We start from the raw sequence: 17,797 nt of genomic DNA, 5'->3' as shown, positions 1-17,797 counted from the left end.
AGGAGCACTGAATCATGAACCCAACCAGCCTTAGCCTGGGAGAGCCGGACTGGATTACGCTGACCACCGATGCCGACAGGGAGACGGCCCCTGCAGGCAGGCCTTTCCGCACAGCCCCCGATGCGAGGGTCAGCCTCAAGGGCGAGTCTGCTCTGACGGTCAGCCTGACCGCCGGCTCCACCCCCATCCGCTCCCTGGCGCTGCGCTGGACCAGGCCCATGCCCGCCGACGACCTCTATCTGGGCGACGCCTGGGAGCGTGGATACGGCCGGATGGGTTTCCAGACCATGCGTGCCAACCGGTTCATGCCCTGGTACTTCCTGGCGGCGGGTCAGGAGCAGGCCGAGGGGTACGGGGTGGCCACCGGTGCCAACGCTTTCTGCTTCTGGCAGGTCGATACGGCCGGCATCACCCTCTTCCTGGACCTGCGCAACGGCGGCAGTGGCCTGGTGCTGGACGGTCGGGAGCTTGAAGCGGCCACCATCATCTGCCTGCAATATCCGCTCCAGGAGCGGGCTGGCGCCCCGGTCTTTGCTTTGGCCAGTGACTTCTGCTCCCGGATCAGCCGCAAGGGCCTTATGCCCCCTGAGCCGGTCTACGGGAGCAACAACTGGTACTACGCCTACGGGGACTCCAGCCGTTCCCGGATTCTTGCCGATGCCGAGTATCTGGCCGACCTGACCCAGGGCAATGCCCACCGCCCCACCATGGTCGTGGACGACGGCTGGCAGGACCACCACCGGCTTGAGGACTACAACGGCGGCCCCTGGCGGCGTGGCAACGAGAAGTTCGGCGACATGGGCGCCCTGGCCGACCAAATCAAGGCCATGGGCATCAAGCCCGGCATCTGGTACCGCCCGCTCCTCAACGAGGATGAGACCATTGCCGACCAGTTCAGGCTCCCGCACAACGGATGCCTGGACCCCTCGAACCCGCAGGCCCTGGACTACATCCGCCAGGACGTCGCCCAGCTGGGGGAGTGGGGCTACCAGCTGGTCAAGCATGATTTCAGCACCTTTGACCTGCTGGGCAGGTGGGGATTCCAGATGAACCCCTGGCCCAGCCCGGACGGCTGGCACTTCTACGACCGGAGCCTGACCAGCGCCCAGGTGGTCAAGCAGCTCTACCGGGCCATATTCGAGCAGGCTACCAAGGCCGGGATGCTGGTCCAAGGGTGCAATGTGGTCGGCCACCTGGGCGTCGGCTTCATGCAGATCAACCGGACCGGCGACGACACCAGCGGCCTGCAGTGGGAGCGGACCAGGCAGATCGGAGTCAACACCCTGGCCTTCCGCCTGCCTCAGAACGGGAGCTTCTACGCCACCGACGCCGACTGCGTGGGCATATCCGACTCAATCGACTGGGAGCTCAACCGCCAGTGGATGGATCTCTTGGCGCGGACCGGCACCCCGCTCTTCTTCTCAGCCCGCCCCGGCAGCCTGACCGCCGATCAGGAGAACCAGCTCGGGCAGGCCTTGGCCTTGGCCTCGACCGGCGGCGCCCATGCCATCCCCTCGGACTGGCTGGTCAACGACTGCCCTGAAATTTGGACTGACGACGGCGGCGCTCGCCGATACTCCTGGTATGAGCCGGCTGGCCTGGAGTTCGCGGACATGCCCGAGCGCTACGACGGGTATCTTTCCGCCGTCTAGAAGTAGATGGCGGCCGTGCTCGGTTGGGATGGGCACAGCCGCCTGTTCGCCGGATTGCAGTGATGGGAATCCGGCCTTACTCGTGCGAAGCACAGCGGGGAATATTCGATAACGACATTTACAGAGCCTCCCAAGAACTCTGCCGACTGTCTCCCCAACAGACGGTGCATGTCATTCGCTTCTGCATCTTTGTACAGTGATACAACCCTATCATCGCGCAATGACTATGACAGCCAGGTCCAGTGTCGGCGGAACTTAAGGCTGGCGGAATGAGTAAACAGCGGCCAAGCTGGCTGTAGGCTGTTAGCTTCCTGGCCGGCCTGGCCGTGTTTCCTCCTCTCCCAGGCGGGGGCGGGGGCGTGCATGTCTGCCCTCGGCTTCTGCCTGCAGGAGTGTGGTGGGGGCGCGGGAGGGAAGTGTCGGCTCTCTTGGGGTTTGAGCTTTCAGTGGCACTTTTCCTCCCTGCCCCCCTGTATGGGCCGGGGGCTGGGGGATTGATACGCCGCCCGGCCTGTCTTACTCGTGCGAAGCGTGAATCAGCTGGTGTTGTTCCCTACGGTGGCGGCGGGATGCCAGCACCCCGCCCATGCCGGTCATGCCCGTGGCCAGGGCGAGCAGGATGCCATCCCCTCCGGCATTGGGGAGCACGCCTGCTGGCAGGTACGTGTACCTGAGGGAGGTGTCCGGCGTTTGGGGGGGTGCGCCGCCCAGCGTACGGTAGCTTCTACGCCACCGACGCCGACTGCGTGGGCATATCCGACTCAATCGACTGGAAGCTCAACCGCCAGTGGATGGACCTCTTAGCGCGGACCGGCACTCCACTCTTCTTCTCGGCTCGTCCCGGCAGTCTGACCGCCGACCAAGAGGGCCAGCTCAGGCAGGCGCTGGCCTTGGCCTCGACCGGCGGCGCCCATGCTATTCCCTCGGACTGGCTGGTCAACGACTGCCCTGAGATTTGGACTGACGACGGCGGCACCCGCCGATACTCCTGGTATCAGCCGGCTGGCCTGGAGTTCTCTGACATGCCTGAGCGCTACGACGGGTACCTCTCAGCCATATAGAGGTAAATGGCATAGGCGTATATGGCGGGCGTAGTTGGGGTAGGCGCAACCGCTAGTTCGCCGGATTGCAGTGTGGTAATCCGGCCTTACTTGTAAAAGGTACAGTGGCAAATGCATTGAAATATATGAGGCTGCGCGCATCGCGTCTCCGACTGCTTATCCGGCACCTGACTCATGCCTTTCTTCTCTGCTCCATTGTGTGGCGACTATGGTACAGACCTGTCCTGGCTTTACTTGCTCAGCGGGTGAGGTGACCGGTGCGGGCTTGCTCGTGTCGGCTCCGCCGTGAGGCCAGGATGGCGCCTGTGCCGGTGGCTCCGGCAGCTAGGGTGAGCAGGATGCCTGCTCCTCCCGCCTTGGGTAGGGCCAAGGGTTGGTAGGTATAGGTCAGTGAGGTGTTGGTCAGGGTGGGGCCTGTGCCGCCTATCGTGTAGTCGATGCTGACGGTTACCGGGCCGGGCTGATGGGGCGGGGTCACCGCTGTGACGCTGTTGCTAGCGGTGCGGGACCGGCTGATGGCAGCGGGGGAGGCATCGAACCTGGCTGCGGTGATGATCGGTGCCAGGCTGAACTTCACCTGCACTGGAACATGCGAGCTGACGGTGCTGTTGTTGCCGAGTTCGCCGTCACCATTGTATCCCCATGCCCAAATGCTCCCTTCCTGGTCATCGAAAGCCAAAGAATGATAGAAGCCTGCGCCGATGGCCTGTGTGGCTTTGAGTCCGGCGTTGGGGTCGTTGGGGTGGGCTGGGTCGCGCACGCGCACGGGGACGTGTGAGTCGCTGGTGCTGTTGTTGCCGAGTTGGCCATACTGGTTCCGTCCACAGGCGTATACGTATCCGTCGCTGCCTATGATCACTGAATGCCAGGTTCCACCCTTGACTTGTGTGGCTTTGAGTCCGGCGTTGGGGTCGTTGGGGTGGGCTGGGTCGCGCACGCGCACGGGGACGTATGAGGCGCTGGTGCTGTTGTTGCCGAGTTCGCCATACTGGTTCCATCCCCAGGCGTATGCGTACCCGTCGCTGCCGACAGCCAGTGAGTCATCGCCTCCGCCACTGACCTGCGTGGCTTTGAATCCGGCGTTGGGGTCGTTGGGGTGGGCTGGGTCGCGTACCCGCACGGGGACGGAATTCACGCCCTGCCAGTCATCGCCGGTGTTGTTGCCAAGCTGGCCGAAGTCATTATATCCCCATGTCCAAATGTTACCCTCTTGATCTATGGCCAAGCTATGCCAGTTTCCGCTGCTGACTTGTGTGGCTTTGAGTCCGGCGTTGGGGTCGTTGGGGTGGGCTGGGTCGCGCACGCGCACGGGGACGTGTGAGTCTCTGGTGCTGTTGTTGCCGAGTTCGCCATACTGGTTTCGTCCCCAAGCGTATGCATATCCGTCGCTGCCTATGGCCAGAGAGTGGGGGCCTGCAGCGCTGACTTGCGTGTAGGTGAAGTCCTTTGATGCTCCCGTAGGTTTTCTGACGGTGATTGGTGCGCTCCTGTTGGTGGTGGTGTCGTCGCCGAGCTGGCCGTTGCTGTTGCTTCCCCAGGCATAGGCGTTGCCGTCGCTGCCTATGGCCAGGGAGTGGTTGGTGTCGGGCCCGCTGCTGATTTGGTTGAATTGGATGCCACGGGTGGCTGGGGGAGTGATGGTTGTGGCCTGTCCACCGAGCTGACTGCCTTGCTTCGGGTTGATGGACCAGGAGTCGGGCGTCCAGCGGGCGGTAAGAGCGAGGTTCTGGGTGACAGGTCTGCTGAAGTCGTAGGCGGCCTTGCCATTGAACCATCCGTCGAACAGGAAGCCGTCGCGTTCAGGGTCGGGTGTGGGCCGTCTGACTCTTTGGTAGGGGCTGGCGATTTGTTGGCTGGTGGGCTGGGGGCTGCCTCCGGCTGTGTCAAAGGTGACTGTGAAGGCTACGTCTGGCTGGGTCGTCCGGGCGAAGCCTGGGGTCTGGCCAGCGTCTTGCTCGAAAGTGTATTCGAGATTTTTGGCAAAGGGCTGTCCGGCTTGCCTGCCAGAGATGGCGATGCTTGCTGGTCCGGGCTTGTGGGCGGGTGTGGTAGCCTGCCAGGCATTGCTGATACGGGTGAGTCTGAGGGGCTGGCCGTCGAGGCTGGCCGCTTCCAGCAGCGGGGGCGAGACAATGGTGATGACGACTGGTTTGCTGGCCTGGCTTGGACCCCATGAGGCGAGGCCGCCCTGCCCATCCAGGGCGGTGATCCTGCCGTCCGCGCTGGTGGCCTGTGTCCAGACGCGCCCGTCGTCGTGGACGCGGGCTGCGGGGTCGCCTGGTTTCCAGGCCCAGAGGTGTCCGTCTGCGTCCGTGATCACAGCCTGACCCTCGTTGGTGTTGATCCGGCTGGCCGGTCTGCCGCCGGTCAGGTTGACCGGATCAGCGTCGTCCGCTTCGTCAGCCAGCCAGTGGGCCTGGCCGTCTGCGTCCAGAAGGAGGATCCCTTGGCTGAGGGGCTCGGCCTGGATAATGCGTCTGGACGGATCCTGACTGATGCGCGTGATGTGCGGGTCTGCCTGGCCGGGGCTCCATGACCAGGCCTGTCCGTCCTCGTCCACGGCCAGGAACCGGCCGGCTGAGGCGACCGCGACCACGGCCCGTTTACCTTGAGGCAGGACTGTTTCGGCCTGACTGGCGGGTTGCGGGCCTGGGTCCTGTCGGCCTGCTTGGAAGACGTGGACGCGGCCCTGCCGGTCCACGGCCAGGAGCCATTCTCCGTTACCGCTGATGTGCGTGTACCGGGTGTCCCGTCCCGCGCCCAAGGGGACGGGGGTGGGATGAGAAGCGGCCCAAGCGTAGATCTGCTGGTCAGAACCCAGGATCATCTGCCAGTCTCCGGCTGAGACGGCCTGCAGGTAGCGGAACCCGTTTCCGGCCTGGGCGGGGGCAGGCATGCGCGTGGGCGAAGAGGTTCCGGTCCATGTGTACAAGCTGCCGTCTCCGCTCAAGGCTGTCAGTCTGCCGCCGGAAGCCTGGATGCAGGTCAGGGCCGGTTCCTGCCCGGAGGGCGGGCTGATGGTCAGGTGGATGCCGCCTGCGGCGGGGCCGCGATCCGGGCTGAGCGCCCAGTTCCCGCTTCGGACCCACTGGGCAGTCAGAACCATGTCTTGAAGGACGGGGATCCGGAAGTCGAAGGGCCTGCCCTCCTGCATCCATCCGTCGAACCTGTAGCCGTCGCGCCGGGGATTCGCGGGAGGGCTGGCGAGGCTCCCCTCCCGCACGGTTGATCTCACTGGCGCACTTCCATTTGCAGGGTCGAAGCGCACCACGTGCGCGGTCTGGCCGCCGGTTGCCGACGAGGCTGTGGGCCTGCCGACGGATGTCCCGGCATGCGCCAAGGGGGAAGGCGAGACAGGCACGCCCTCCTCACCGTGAGGGGAAGGCGAGACGGCTGAGGATCCGTCCGCTAGGCGGAAGGGCTGTCCCCCCCTCCCCCCGGCGAGGATAGAAGGTTCCGCCTTGTCGGCAACGGTAGCCGAGCCTCCTGCAGCGGCGGCCACTACGCCCAAGCCAGACAGCAGGACCAGCAGGACCAGCAGGACCAGCGCCAGCACCAGCTGACGCAGTCTGAACCTTAAACGCATGACAACTCCCCTTCGCCAGCAACGTCAGCCGTCGCCTGTCCTCCCCGCGGGCAGAGTAGCCAACACGGCATCCCAAACCAATCGCCCCCCACGCCGACCATCAACACCATACCACCACAAATGCCCGGCGACATCCTCGGTCGTGCATGGGGAGACAGGCGGTCGCGGGTTCTGTGGCTCCGCCGCTTGACGGCGGTGCCTGCGTGAATACAGGAGGAGCCCCGCCTCCTGCGATATGCGGGAGGACGGGGCTCCGCAGCTGGACTGCCGGGCGGGGATCAGCCGGTGTTCTGCAGGCCGGCGGCGACTCCCGAAACGGTGCAGAGGATCAGGTAGATGAAGTCGGCCTGTTGACTCTTGCTGAGCTCCTCCTTGTCGTTGCGACGACGCAGGGTCCGCAGGGCGCGTACCTGGGTCACCGACAGAGCGTCCACATAGGGAGAGCGGATCCGGATGGCCTGGCCCAGCACGTGTCGGTGCTGCAGGGGCCACTCGTCGCCCACGATCTGCAGAACCCACTTGCGGGTCAGCTCCATCTCCGAGAGGACCTTCTGGCTCAGGTCGTCCCTATCGCCCAGGGAGAGGTACATCTTGGCGATGCGCTCGTCCGTCTTGGCCAGGCTCATCTCGATGTTGTCGATGAAGGTGCTGAAGAGCGGCCACTCCTCATAGGCCTGACGCAGGGTCTCCAGGTCGCCGAACTTCTCGCAGGCGGTGCCCAGGCCGTACCAGGCGGCCAGATTGATGCGGGCCTGCGCCCAGGAGAAGACCCAGGGTATGGTCCGCAGATCGTCCAGGGACTTGGCGCCCAGACCGCGCTTGGCCGGCCGGGAGCCTATAGGCAGCAGGCCGATCTCGTTCAGAGGCGTCACGATGGAGAACCAGGGGGCGAAGTCCGGCGTGTGCAGCAGGTCCAGGAAGCGCTCGTGGGCGGCCTGGTCCAGCTTGTCGGCCATGTCCGCGTACTTCTCGGTCATGGTGGTGTTGCGCTCCTCCACGCTGGGCGCGGACTGGAGCAGGGTGGCTGCAGCCACGGACTCGATATGGCGGATGGCCAGGACCGGGTTGCCGTAGCGGGCGAAGATGACCTCGCCCTGTTCGGTCAGCTTGAACCGGCAGTTGACCGAGCCTACAGGCTGGGCCAGCACGGCCCGGTTGGCAGGGCCGCCGCCACGGCCTACGGCGCCGCCGCGTCCGTGGAAGAGGGTCAGGTCGATGTCATGGCTCTCGGCCCATTTGGCGATGCGCTCCTGGGCGGAGTGCAGGGCCAGGGTCGCCGAGACGGGGCCGGCGTCCTTGGAGGAGTCGGAGTAACCCAGCATGACCTCCATCTTGTTGCCGGTCTCCTTGAGTCGGGCCTGGACCTCGGGGATCTTGATGATCTCCTCCAGCACGTCCACCGAATTCTGCAGATCCTCCAGCTGTTCGAACAGGGGGATCACGTCGATGACCGGCACGTCCTCGGCATGCTCGAAGGCCAGCCGGTTGAGCTCGTAGACATCCTTGACGTTCTGGGCCGACTTGGTGAAGGAGATGATGTAGCGGCGGGCGGCCTTCTGGCCGTTGCGCTTCTGGATGGCTCCCAGGGCACGGAAGGTGTCGAGCACCTCGTGGGTCATGGGCTGCAGCTCGCCGCGCTCGCCATGCAGGCCGTGCTCGCGGATGTCCTCCAAGGCGCGGGCGTGGACCAGAGAGTGTTGGCGGAACTCCATCTCCACCATGTGGAAGCCGAAGGTCTGGGCCTGCCAGATCAGATCCTGCAGGGGGCCGTAGGCCTGACGGACCGCGCCCGCCTTGGCCAGGGAGTCCTGGACCACGCGCAGGTCGGCGATGAAGTCGTCGCAGTCGGCATACATGAGGTCGGCGTCACGCTGGATGGTGGCCTGCAGACGGTCAGCGATGACCAGGACCACGGCCCGGTGCAGCTCGTTATGCGAGATGGTGGTGGCCCGGTCGGTCAGGCGCTCGCTCATCTCCTTCTGGTGGCTCCACAGGCTCCTCAGCTCGGAGCTGGGAGGGGTGGTGGTCACCTCCATGGTCATATTGCGGCCCACGGTGGTGGTGGCCTTGACCAGTGCCTCGAGCATGTGGTCGGAGAACTTGCGCGCCACCTTGCGAGAGACCTTGGCGGTCACGTTGGGGTTGCCGTCGCGGTCGGAACCGATCCAGCTGCCCGGGTGGAAGAAGGCAGGGCAGACGGGCTTGACCATGCCGGCCTTCTTGCCCAGCATCCAGTCGTCGAAGCGGCGGTAGACCTTGGGAATGGTCTCGAAGAGCGTGGCGTCGAAGATGTCCAAAATGGTGTTGGCCTCTTCGACGGGCGTCGGCTTCTTGGCTGCGATGGGCGAAGTGCGGAAGAGGGCGTCGATCTCGTTGTGCAGCAGACGCTCATTCTCCTCCAGCTCGGAACCGCCCAGGCCGCGGCGAACGGCCAGCAGGTTGGCGATGCGCCGGATCTTGCCCTCCACGGCCTTGCGCCGCGCCTCGGTGGGGTGGGCGGTGAAGACGGGGTGGAACTCCAGCTTCTCCAGCAGCTCCGAGGCCTTGGCCGGGCCCATCTCCTGAAGGAGCTGGCTGTAGGCGCTGGTCATCTCGTTGATGGGGTCGGTGCCCTTGACCTTCAGGTCCACCTTGCCCTCGCGCTCATGCAGGACCTTCACCCGGTAGTTCTCCTCGCAGAGGTTGGCCAGATGGAAGTAGGTGGTCAAAGCGCGGGCCAGCAACTGGGAATCCTTGACTGAGGTGTCGTCGATCAGGGCCACAGCCTTGGACAGTCCGTCCTCGTCAGGCACGGGGTCCGAGGGGTGGCGGTTGAAGTGCTCGGCGCTGGCCGTCATCACGTCCTCGCGCAGGGAGTCGAAGCGCTTGAGCAGCTGTTGATCGAATTCCCCCAACACATCCCTGAGCAGCCGCAGGCACAAGGCCATGTCCTCATCCAACGATTGAGGCAGCTTGCGTTCCTCCGGCCCCTTGGTCCCGGTGCCGGATGTGACCAGGGTCGCATCGGCAGCCGTGATTTGCTGATTACTATCTGTCATCAGTCCTCCTTGTCGAATCGCAGGTTGCCTGGTCTTCGGCCATTCCACGGCTCCTCCGCGGTTATTGGTGGTCGGCGTTGCAGGCCCACAGCCTTCGGTTCGATGGCTCGCGGCCCATTCTAGGACGCTTTCGGGTCGAATACGTTTCATGGTCCCATGCGGCGGTGCAAGGGCACGTGACCCGGGTGGAGTATGAATGTGGGTGTGAAATTCAAGAGCAGGAGTTCCAAGGACGGCTATCGCGGCAGGACCGCAGCCGAGGTCAGACGGGTAAGCAAGTACCACACCCATTCCATCCCACTGGATATGGAGGATATTGAACGCGACTACGACAAGCCCATCGTCGAGGCCTGCATCGCGGCCAAGACCAGCCTGATCGTGCGGGTGGGCATGCTGGAGCTGGGGGCTGGAACGGGAAGCTTCCGCGTGCGCGAGATGATGCACAGGATTGCCTACCCCATGGGCGTGCATGTGCGGGCCGACGTGAACCTGACCGACATCGAGGCCACCTGCACGGATGGTGTGTCTCGGATCACTGAGGTGGTGGACCTGCCCACCACCGGGGTCAACACCGAGCGGATCTGGCTGTTGGAACACTTCGCGGACTGGCTCAGCGTCAAGTGCGGGCAGGCGGGGACCTACCACGCCATGTCGGTGGTCTCCAGGGAGCTGGTGGACAACCTGGACGAGCCGAACGTCTATGCAGCGGCCCGCAAGGCGGTCAAAGAGGTGCTGGCCCAGGACCAGGATGCGGCCAAGGCGCTCAAGGACGCGGTGGCCACTGCCGTACACAACGAGGACGAGATCAGCCAGAGCCGGATCGATGCGGCGGCCATAGACACCAGGACAGCCGCCGGTCTGGGAACCGTAGGCTCCACGCCTCGGCCGGAGGATTCCAAAGGCTCCAAGGCTGCTTTTGTCTCTGCTTCCGCGTCTGCCGACGGCGTGGCCAAGGATTCGGATTCGAGCGCTGCCGGTTCTGCAGCCACCGGATCGTCTGCAACCAGCCAAGGCCGCGGCTCTGAGGCCGGGCGGCCTGCCTCCTCTGACAAGTCCGCGTCCCCGGAGCCGCAGGCAACGGGTGGCATCACGGTCCGGCAGGCGCACGAACGCCTGGACCTGATCGAGCGCCGCAAACCCCTCTATTCGCCCCTCTTCTCGGGCTTCGCGTCGGCCGTGGCCTGCGCGGCCTTCGTCTTCCTGCTGGGCGGTGGCCCCTACGACATGGCCGGAGCCTTTGTCGGCGCTGGCATAGGCCAGTGGGTGCGCCGTCAGATGCTGGGCAGGCGGATCAACCAGTTCTTCGCCACCGGGGTGGCGGTCATCATCGCCGCCCTGGCCTGCGTCGGCACACTGAGGCTGGTGGGTATCTTCGACCCGGTGGCCCTCAAGCACGACACGGCTTACATCGGCGCCATCCTATTCGTCATTCCCGGCTTCCCCCTGGTCACCGGCGGCCTGGACATCGCCAAGCTGGACTTCCCTTCGGGGGTGCAGCGCATCACCTACGCCTTTTCGATTATCCTGGTGGCCACACTGGGAGGCTGGGCCGTGGCGCGGATGGTCATGCTCAATCCCCAGGGCTTCGAACCGATGAACCTGAGCCCCTGGCTGATGGCCGGGTTTCGCATGATTGCAGCATTCTGCGGGGTCTGGGGCTTCTCGGTCCTCTTCAACTCACCCCAGCGCATGGCCCTGGTGGCCGCCGTCATCGGCGCTTTGACCGACACCATGCGCCTGGAGATGCAGGACCTGCTTCATGTCCCTCCGGAGATGGCCGCCTTTTTGGGCGCCTTCCTGGCCGGCATGCTGGCCACTGTCTGGCGCTCCTCGGTCCGTCACGGCCTGCTGCCGCCCCACCTGGGCTACCCAAGAATCAGCCTGACCGTGCCCTCCATCGTCATCATGGTGCCCGGCCTGTATATGTACCGGGCCATGTTCTACCTGGGGCAGTTCAATACGCTCAACGCCCTGGACTGGGCCTTCCGGGCCTTCATGGTCATCATCTGCCTGCCTATCGGCCTGGTCACGGCCCGGGTGCTGACCGACCGTTCCTGGCGGTACGACGTTTAGTAGCGCATGCCCATGGCCGAGCGGACCTGATCAAGGGTCTCCTCGGCTATCTGGTTGGCGCGCTTGTTGCCCTCGACCAGGATGTCGCGCACGGCGTCCATGTCCTTGGCCAGCTCGGCACGGCGCTCGCGGTGGGGTGCCAGGAACTCGTTGACCGACTTGGTTACATAGGCCTTGAGGGCGCCTGAGCCGGCATTGCCGATCTCCTCAGCGATGTCCTCGGGCTTCCGGTCGGTCACCAGGCCGGCCGTGGTCAGCAGGGCCGAGACCTGGGGGCGGTTCACAGGGTCGAAGGTGATTTTGCGCTCGGAGTCGGTGGGCGACTTGCGAATCAGCTTGGCGGTCTCCTCCGCGGTGGCACCCAGCATGATGGAGTTGCCGTAGGACTTGCTCATCTTGCGGCCATCCAGGCCCGGGATCTCAGGGGTGTCGGACAGGATGGCATCAGGTTCTGGGAAGACCGGAGCCTGGCCTGGGTAGCGCTCGTCGAAGCGGCGGGCGATGGTCCGGGTCAGCTCCACATGCGGCAGGTTGTCCTTGCCGATGGGCACCACGTTAGCCTTGCAGAAGAGTATGTCGCAGGCCTGGTGGACCGGGTAGGTCAGCAGCAGGCCGGTCAGGGCGTGGCCGCTGGCCTCCATCTCGGCCTTGACGGTGGGATTGCGGTGGAGCTCGGCCTCGGTCACCAGGGAGAGGAAGGGCAGCAGCAGCTGGTTCTCTGCAGGGGTGGACGAATGGGTGAAGATCATGGTCTTCTTGGGGTCGATGCCCGCAGCCAGATAGTCCAGCACCAGGTTGAGCACGTTGTCGCGGATGTGTTCGGTGGTGTCCCGGTCGGTGATGACCTGGTAGTCGGCGATGACGATGTTGGTATGCACGCCGCGGTTCTGCATCTGGACACGCTCGCGGATGGAGCCGAAGTAATGGCCCAGATGGAGCCTGCCGGTCGGGCGGTCGCCGGTCAGCATGGTGTAGCGGCTCGGATTCTTGTCCAGCTCGGCCAGCACCTGGTCGGACCGATGCTTGGCGGCTCTGAAGCTGTCGCTGATCTCATTGCCCGCTGCTGTGACTTCTTCCTGCATGGTCCCACCCTCGTCGTCGTGCCGAATGTCCTTCTGGGAATTGCTTTTATGGTAAAAGTCCGAGCCGACAAGATGCTCAGGTGGTACTCTCATAAATGATGCAAATTCACATTCAAGTTGCCTAAGTGCACGTTACCTGGCGAAGGGGGTCGGATGGGCCGCGGACGTCAGAAGGCTAAGCAGACGAAAATAGCCCGGAAGCTCAAATATCTGACAACGGACACGGATTACGACGAGCTGGCCAAAGAGCTCAGCAGCAAGGAACCCGGAACCAAGGGCAAAGATCCCTTCAAAATGGTTGAAGAGGAGTACTCCAAGCCGGATTCGCGCAAATCGGGGGGCCAGGCTCCCGAGGATTCCCCGGACGATGATCTGGACGATTACGCCCGGTGGGCCGCCGAGGCTGCTGCCAAAGCCACCTCTGGGGAGATGCCAGCCACGCCCAAGCCGCACAAGCGTATACCCATTCCCGTGCCCAGCGCGCTCAAACACCATAAGGACCAGAAGACCGCAGCCAAGGGGTCGGCGAGCAGGTAGCCGACCGCCGAGGTAGCCGGCTATTGGTCATACCAGCGGCAGCAGCTCGTGCAGATCGTCGCGTTCGCCCACGGCGCTGATATGCCCGGCGGCGGCTTCTTCGCTCCAGTCGGTGATGCCGGCGGCCAGCCGCAGCCAGACATCCGGGTCCAGCTCGATTACGTCGGGCGGGGTCAGGTTATGCGGGTCGGATGCCGGACCGTCCAGAATCTTGACGGCTCCCCAGGGGGCCACCCTGACCTCCACACCGGGGCCGGGGGCCTTGATCTCCAGCATGTGCAAGGAATAGCGGACCGCCATGGCCTTGCTACGCCTATCCGTTTGTGGGGCCACTGACAGGCGGTCGCCCTCCGGGCCCAGATTATTTGCGGCCTCCTTGGCTGCATCGCGCCAGGTCAGAAAATCCCGGCGGCCCTCTTCCATGTCTGCTTCCCGTATGGCACTCATGGCTCCATTGTGACGCGCCGCCCCAACAGGCGTGTCCAACAGACTGTGGTCAGGCCGAAGTCAGGCATGAAAAAAGGAATCCGTTGCCCTCACGTCCTTGACGCTGGGTCGGATTCCTTCCCGACCGGAACAGTCAGGCCTGTGCGCCCGCTTGCAGAGGGGTCTCGGGATCCTCGGACCCCTTGTCCTCCTCATCCTTGGCCAGGCCCAGGTCGACTGGCGATGAGCTGTTCTCCCAAGGCTCCTCCCAGGGATCGTAATCCGGGTTCTGCTGCTTGTATACGAACAGAGCGACAACGCCGGCCAGCAGCGTGCCGAAGAGCAGTGCAAAGAACTTCCAGCCGTTTGAAGATGAATTCTCCATGTTTGGCTCCTTTCGACGACTTTCGTCGGTCCTGCCCACTTCGACCGACCTAGTCAACATCCTAGTAGAAAGCGGCGAACTGTGGGGCGCATCGGTGCCATTGCGGCACGGAAACCGCACACCCGGGCTGGACGGTCAGGTAAGGTATGGTTCATGGTCAATGGCATGGGCACCAGTTTCACTGGCGGAGGGAACGGTCGGGGGCCGCGGGGATGGATCCGGCGGTACTGGGGTGACCATGCTCCGGTGGTGACCATAGCCATCACCCTGATCTGCATAGTCGCCTGGGTCATCCAGATGGCCCTGTATCTGCTGGCTCCGCTTCGGTACCAGCGTCTTTTGCTGGGCTACTGGGCCTTCGTGCCGATTGCAGCCATTCATGAGCCCTGGATGTTTGTGACCAACATATTTCTGCATGCCACCAATGTTTCGCACATCCTCTTCAACATGATCACCCTCTGGGTTGTGGGGCCGGTGCTGGAAAATCTGATAGGGCATAGGCGGTTCCTGGCCCTCTACATAATCAGCGGGCTGGGCGGAGACCTGGGGCTGATGGTCTATGCGGTCCTGGCGCCCAACGGCTGGGGCACGTCGGCCATCGGGGCTTCGGGCGCGCTCTTCGGGCTCTTCGCCGCCATTCTGGTGGTCTACCGCCGTCTGGGGATTGACATCATTTCCATGGTGGTCTGGATGGCCATCAACTTCTGCATGCCCCTGTTCGTGCCCGGCATCGCCTGGCAGGATCATGTGGGCGGGTTCATAGTCGGCGGCCTCTTCATGCTGGTCCTGCTGCACGTGGGCCGGCCTGGCTCCCGGGTGCATGGTCTGCTCTCCTGGCTGTTGCCCACGCTGATCTTCCTGCTGGCTCTGGTTCTGCTGGCTCTGGGCTGCAACATGTTCAACCCCTTGCGCTGAAAATCAGCATCTGCCCGCTGTCGATTGCCTGCCGCTGACTGCCAACTATTTCGTCCTCGTTTTGGGTCCGGTAATTGATAAATGACATGGATGTCATCTATCCACATTTGTTGACAATCTTGTGGATAACCTGGGAATAAGTATTCAGAACTGGTGTATATATGCCTGTAAAAAGTGGATAAGTGAATGCAGAACTCAATCAGCAGTAGGGTTGTGGACGAGTGCCTTAAGCCGTCCACGAGGAATTCGGGCGATTGTGGATAACTTTAGATTGAGTTTCGAATCGGTGGATGAAATAGGTGGAGCTGGAGGCTTGAATCCACACATGCCTGACGCTCAGGTGTGGATGGGCATACAAAGAACCCCACAGCCATGCCTGGACGGTTGCGGGGTTCCTGAAGAGTAATGCTGTTGGATCAGTGCCACCACATGGTCATGAGGAAGCCGACCAGCAGAATGCCAAAGCCCACGGCAAGGTTCCAGTTGCCAATGCCGGGGATGGGGAAGACGCTGCCTCTGACAGAGGAGATGTAGTAGACCACGATCCAGATCAGGCCCACCACCATCAGCGTGACGAAGAGGGGCACGAACCAGCGCGGATTGGCCTTGGTGCTCTTGATGGTGTCCTCCACGCGACGGGTGTTCTCCTCCTGACGCTGCACGATGCGGCGCATCTGCGGAGTCATGTGCTTTTTGTCAACGCTCTGGTTGAGCACGGCCTCCACCTTGTCCATGGACAGGCCGTACTCCTCGTCCTCGGCATCCTCGCCAGTGTCAGCGGTCTTGTCCTCGGCCTCGGTCTTCTTGGCCTCGTCCACCGCATCGTCCTCGTCATCATGGAGTTGATGCTCTGCCATGAGGTTATTCTCCTTCAGTAGATCTACTAAGCCATAGTAGCGGTTAGACTCGAACGTAATACTATCGCAGACGAGGATGAGGGTATGCCTATGACCAGACGGACAGGACGGCACGGTGCGCGCAGGTCCCTGGTCGGCACAGTGGCCGTGGCTGTGGTGCTGGCCCTGGTCGGGTTCATGTTGACCACCAACATCCGCGTCAACAGGACGGTCACGGTCACCTCGGATACGGCCGGGCTGGTGGAGGAGCGCGAGAACAAGGCTGCTGAGCTGCGCAAGGACATCAATGATATGAGCTCGCAGATCAACGCGCTGAAGACCCTGACCGACGACAAGGGCAGCTCGGACCAGGCCCGCGAGGACCCCGGCTCTGGTACGGTGCTCAAGGCCGTCCAGGGGCCGGGGCTGACGGTGACCCTCAATGATTCCCCGCTTTGGCAACAGAAGGTTGGTTCCGACGGGTCGACGGCCAACATCAACGATTACGTCATCCACCAGCAGGACGTGGAGAGCGTGGTCAACGCGCTCTGGGCCGGGGGAGCCGAGTCCATGAGGATTCAGGATCAGCGGGTTCTGCCCACCACGGCTGTGCGATGCGTGGGTAATGTGTTGCTGCTGCACGGCCGAAAGTACTCGCCGCCATATAAGATTTCAGCCATAGGACCAGTCGATCGGATGACCAAGTCCCTGAATGCTTCGCCATCCATCCGAATTTACAAGGAGTACGTGAATACGGTGGGTCTGGGTTGGGATGTCGAGTCTTCGGACAATCTGAGATTCCCTGAGACGACGGCTGTCCTGCAGCCACTCCAGTACGCATCGCTAGATGAGAAGGCACGGTAAATGACGACAGAGGACTCGGGAAACGAAAAGACGTCGGTCGATGAACCGGCGGATAAGCGGCGAACCTGGCTGGTCGGCATTGCAGAAATCGTAGGGGAGCTGCTGATTACGCTGGCCGTCGTCTGCGCACTTTACGTGGTCTGGCAGCTCTGGTGGACCGGCGTGCAGTCCGAGCATCAGCAGTTGGAGGCCCGTGCCTCGACCTCCTGGAGCAATCCGGGATCCGGTGACTCCCGCAAGGTAGCCAAGCCTCAGAAAGGGGCGCCGCCTGTGCAGCCCAAGCAGGCCTCCGAGGGTGAACTGATGGCCCAGGCCTACATTCCTCGTTTTGGACAGAATTGGGAGCGCAACGTAGTTCAGGGCACATCGCCCCGGGAGCTGGCTTACGCGGGACTGGGACACTACCCCAATACGCAGATGCCGGGCGAGATAGGCAACGTAGCCCTGGCCGGACACCGTGCCGGTTATGGTGAGCCGCTGGGTCATGTGGATGAGCTACGGGTAGGCGATGCCATCGTTTTGCGCACCAAGGATTACTGGTACGTCTACCACTACACCCGCTACAAGATCGTCGCTGCCGACGAGGTCAGCGTTATCGCTCCCAACCCTTATTCGCCCAACGAGTCTCCTGATCGGCCCATGATCACGCTGACCACCTGTGAGCCCAAGTACACCACGGCCACCCACCGCTGGATAAGCTGGGGCGAATTCGGCTACTGGGCCAAGGTGTCCGACGGAGTGCCCAAGGAGCTTTTGGGTGACCGAGGCGGCAAAGTGGCCTTTGCGGACGACAAGGGCTCCGTCGTGGCCAAGCTGGGTTCTCTGCAGCCGATCTTCATGGTTTTGGTAGCAGCCTATCTGATCATCTACCTGGCGGCCCTGGCTGCCTGGCGTTATCCCTTGCTGCGGCAGATTCGCAAGGGCGAGAAGCCCCAGCCCATGATCAGCCTCTATGGCTGGCTGCTGCGGCACCAGTCCGGTATAGCGCCGATCCGCTGGCTTCTGCTGATTCTGCTCCTGTTGGCTCTGGCCTGTGCCCTGATGGAATGGGGCTTCCCATGGCTGGCCAGTAACGTGCCCATGCTCAGACAGATGTCCAACTACTCCACCTTCTGACCTAGGCGGCATGGAAAAGCGGCGGGACCGCGGAATCCAATGCGATTCTGCGGCCCCGCCGCTTATTGGTGTCATGCATTGCTGACCGCCAGAAGCAATTGCCCGAGGTTTACCCAAGACTCTTCTGCGGTCATGGTCTGGTAGATGCCGCTATGTTCACCCCGTATTAACTCTGACCGGTCCTATATGACCAACGATATGGCTCGGCGGCAAGACTTTGGCCGCC

The 17,797-nt window shown here is 63.1% G+C and carries 13 protein-coding genes and 1 pseudogene; 7 read left to right on the top strand and 7 right to left on the bottom strand.

The features are described 5' to 3' along the window. Positions 1–14: 14 nt before the first annotated feature. Positions 15–1,652: a glycoside hydrolase family 36 protein gene (locus tag H3T88_RS07330; protein WP_198204124.1), complete on the top strand. Its 1,638-nt coding sequence runs from the start codon at positions 15–17 to the stop codon at positions 1,650–1,652. Positions 1,653–2,168: 516 nt separating this feature from the next. Here H3T88_RS07330 and H3T88_RS08810 read toward each other — a convergent pair. Beyond that, positions 2,169–2,366 (bottom strand): annotated as a pseudogene (locus H3T88_RS08810) (hypothetical protein); the annotation flags it as partial. On the opposite strand from H3T88_RS08810, the gene H3T88_RS07325 reads away from it, so the two are divergent. Further along, the gene (locus tag H3T88_RS07325; RefSeq protein ID WP_198204123.1) at positions 2,351–2,713 is read left to right on the top strand and encodes a hypothetical protein; all 363 of its coding nucleotides are present in this window, start codon (positions 2,351–2,353) and stop codon (positions 2,711–2,713) included. The pseudogene H3T88_RS08810 and the gene H3T88_RS07325 sit on opposite strands and share 16 nt — an antisense overlap. Before the next feature lie 238 nt (positions 2,714–2,951). Here the strand turns inward: H3T88_RS07325 and H3T88_RS07320 are convergent, their stop codons facing one another. Next, positions 2,952–6,299, bottom strand: a complete 3,348-nt coding sequence (locus H3T88_RS07320) for an RCC1 domain-containing protein (RefSeq protein WP_198204122.1) — start codon at positions 6,297–6,299, stop codon at positions 2,952–2,954. A gap of 278 nt (positions 6,300–6,577) precedes the next feature. Beyond that, positions 6,578–9,337: a phosphoenolpyruvate carboxylase gene (locus tag H3T88_RS07315; protein ID WP_198204121.1), complete on the bottom strand. Its 2,760-nt coding sequence runs from the start codon at positions 9,335–9,337 to the stop codon at positions 6,578–6,580. Between the two features lie 306 nt (positions 9,338–9,643). Between H3T88_RS07315 and H3T88_RS07310 the strand changes: the two genes are divergently transcribed. Further along, positions 9,644–11,410 (top strand): threonine/serine ThrE exporter family protein, encoded by a 1,767-nt coding sequence (locus H3T88_RS07310; protein WP_232347255.1) that lies wholly within the window; start codon positions 9,644–9,646, stop codon positions 11,408–11,410. On the opposite strand, the gene trpS is transcribed toward H3T88_RS07310, so the two are convergent. Then, complete coding sequence (trpS, locus tag H3T88_RS07305) at positions 11,407–12,492, bottom strand: tryptophan--tRNA ligase (RefSeq protein ID WP_110416658.1); 1,086 nt, start codon at positions 12,490–12,492, stop codon at positions 11,407–11,409. The genes H3T88_RS07310 and trpS overlap by 4 nt on opposite strands. Before the next feature lie 153 nt (positions 12,493–12,645). On the opposite strand from trpS, the gene H3T88_RS07300 reads away from it, so the two are divergent. After that, positions 12,646–13,029: a DUF3073 domain-containing protein gene (locus H3T88_RS07300; RefSeq protein ID WP_198204119.1), complete on the top strand. Its 384-nt coding sequence runs from the start codon at positions 12,646–12,648 to the stop codon at positions 13,027–13,029. Positions 13,030–13,056: 27 nt separating this feature from the next. Here H3T88_RS07300 and H3T88_RS07295 read toward each other — a convergent pair whose 3' ends face one another. Further along, complete coding sequence (locus H3T88_RS07295) at positions 13,057–13,476, bottom strand: sterol carrier family protein (RefSeq protein WP_198204118.1); 420 nt, start codon at positions 13,474–13,476, stop codon at positions 13,057–13,059. Between the two features lie 133 nt (positions 13,477–13,609). Then, positions 13,610–13,840, bottom strand: coding sequence for a hypothetical protein (locus tag H3T88_RS07290; RefSeq protein WP_015021110.1), 231 nt, complete (start codon positions 13,838–13,840; stop codon positions 13,610–13,612). A 153-nt stretch (positions 13,841–13,993) separates the two neighbouring features. On the opposite strand from H3T88_RS07290, the gene H3T88_RS07285 reads away from it, so the two are divergent. Next, positions 13,994–14,755 carry a rhomboid family intramembrane serine protease gene (locus H3T88_RS07285; protein ID WP_232347245.1) on the top strand — a complete coding sequence of 254 codons (762 nt, stop codon included), beginning with the start codon at positions 13,994–13,996 and terminating at the stop codon, positions 14,753–14,755. Between the two features lie 416 nt (positions 14,756–15,171). Here H3T88_RS07285 and crgA read toward each other — a convergent pair whose 3' ends face one another. After that, a complete protein-coding gene (gene crgA / locus H3T88_RS07280; protein ID WP_110416662.1) occupies positions 15,172–15,612 on the bottom strand; it encodes a cell division protein CrgA in 441 nt (146 codons plus the stop codon). Between the two features lie 90 nt (positions 15,613–15,702). Here crgA and H3T88_RS07275 point away from each other — a divergent pair, with 90 nt between their 5' ends. Both H3T88_RS07275 and H3T88_RS07270 read left to right on the top strand, forming a co-directional pair. After that, complete coding sequence (locus tag H3T88_RS07275) at positions 15,703–16,455, top strand: DUF881 domain-containing protein (protein WP_015021113.1); 753 nt, start codon at positions 15,703–15,705, stop codon at positions 16,453–16,455. Next, on the top strand, positions 16,456–17,571 hold the full coding sequence (locus tag H3T88_RS07270) for a class E sortase (protein WP_015021114.1): 1,116 nt from the start codon (positions 16,456–16,458) through the stop codon (positions 17,569–17,571). Positions 17,572–17,797: the final 226 nt, after the last annotated feature.

It is taken from the genome of Bifidobacterium sp. W8110 (assembly GCF_016101375.1).
Lineage (GTDB): Bacteria > Actinomycetota > Actinomycetes > Actinomycetales > Bifidobacteriaceae > Bombiscardovia > Bombiscardovia asteroides.
The sequence above is the reverse complement of the archived record's forward strand: the minus strand, read 5'-3'. Positions and strand labels throughout refer to the sequence as shown.

Bases quoted from the DNA above. Each gene is read 5' to 3' on its own strand.
- H3T88_RS07330 (WP_198204124.1), top strand. From the start codon at position 15: ATGAACCCAACCAGCCTTAGCCTGGGAGAGCCGGACTGGATTACGCTG.
- H3T88_RS07320 (WP_198204122.1), bottom strand. From the start codon at position 6,299: ATGCGTTTAAGGTTCAGACTGCGTCAGCTGGTGCTGGCGCTGGTCCTG.
- H3T88_RS07315 (WP_198204121.1), bottom strand. From the start codon at position 9,337: ATGACAGATAGTAATCAGCAAATCACGGCTGCCGATGCGACCCTGGTC.
- H3T88_RS07310 (WP_232347255.1), top strand. From the start codon at position 9,644: ATGGAGGATATTGAACGCGACTACGACAAGCCCATCGTCGAGGCCTGC.
- trpS (WP_110416658.1), bottom strand. From the start codon at position 12,492: ATGCAGGAAGAAGTCACAGCAGCGGGCAATGAGATCAGCGACAGCTTC.
- H3T88_RS07300 (WP_198204119.1), top strand. From the start codon at position 12,646: ATGGGCCGCGGACGTCAGAAGGCTAAGCAGACGAAAATAGCCCGGAAG.
- H3T88_RS07295 (WP_198204118.1), bottom strand. From the start codon at position 13,476: ATGAGTGCCATACGGGAAGCAGACATGGAAGAGGGCCGCCGGGATTTT.
- H3T88_RS07290 (WP_015021110.1), bottom strand. From the start codon at position 13,840: ATGGAGAATTCATCTTCAAACGGCTGGAAGTTCTTTGCACTGCTCTTC.
- H3T88_RS07285 (WP_232347245.1), top strand. From the start codon at position 13,994: ATGGTCAATGGCATGGGCACCAGTTTCACTGGCGGAGGGAACGGTCGG.
- crgA (WP_110416662.1), bottom strand. From the start codon at position 15,612: ATGGCAGAGCATCAACTCCATGATGACGAGGACGATGCGGTGGACGAG.
- H3T88_RS07275 (WP_015021113.1), top strand. From the start codon at position 15,703: ATGACCAGACGGACAGGACGGCACGGTGCGCGCAGGTCCCTGGTCGGC.
- H3T88_RS07270 (WP_015021114.1), top strand. From the start codon at position 16,456: ATGACGACAGAGGACTCGGGAAACGAAAAGACGTCGGTCGATGAACCG.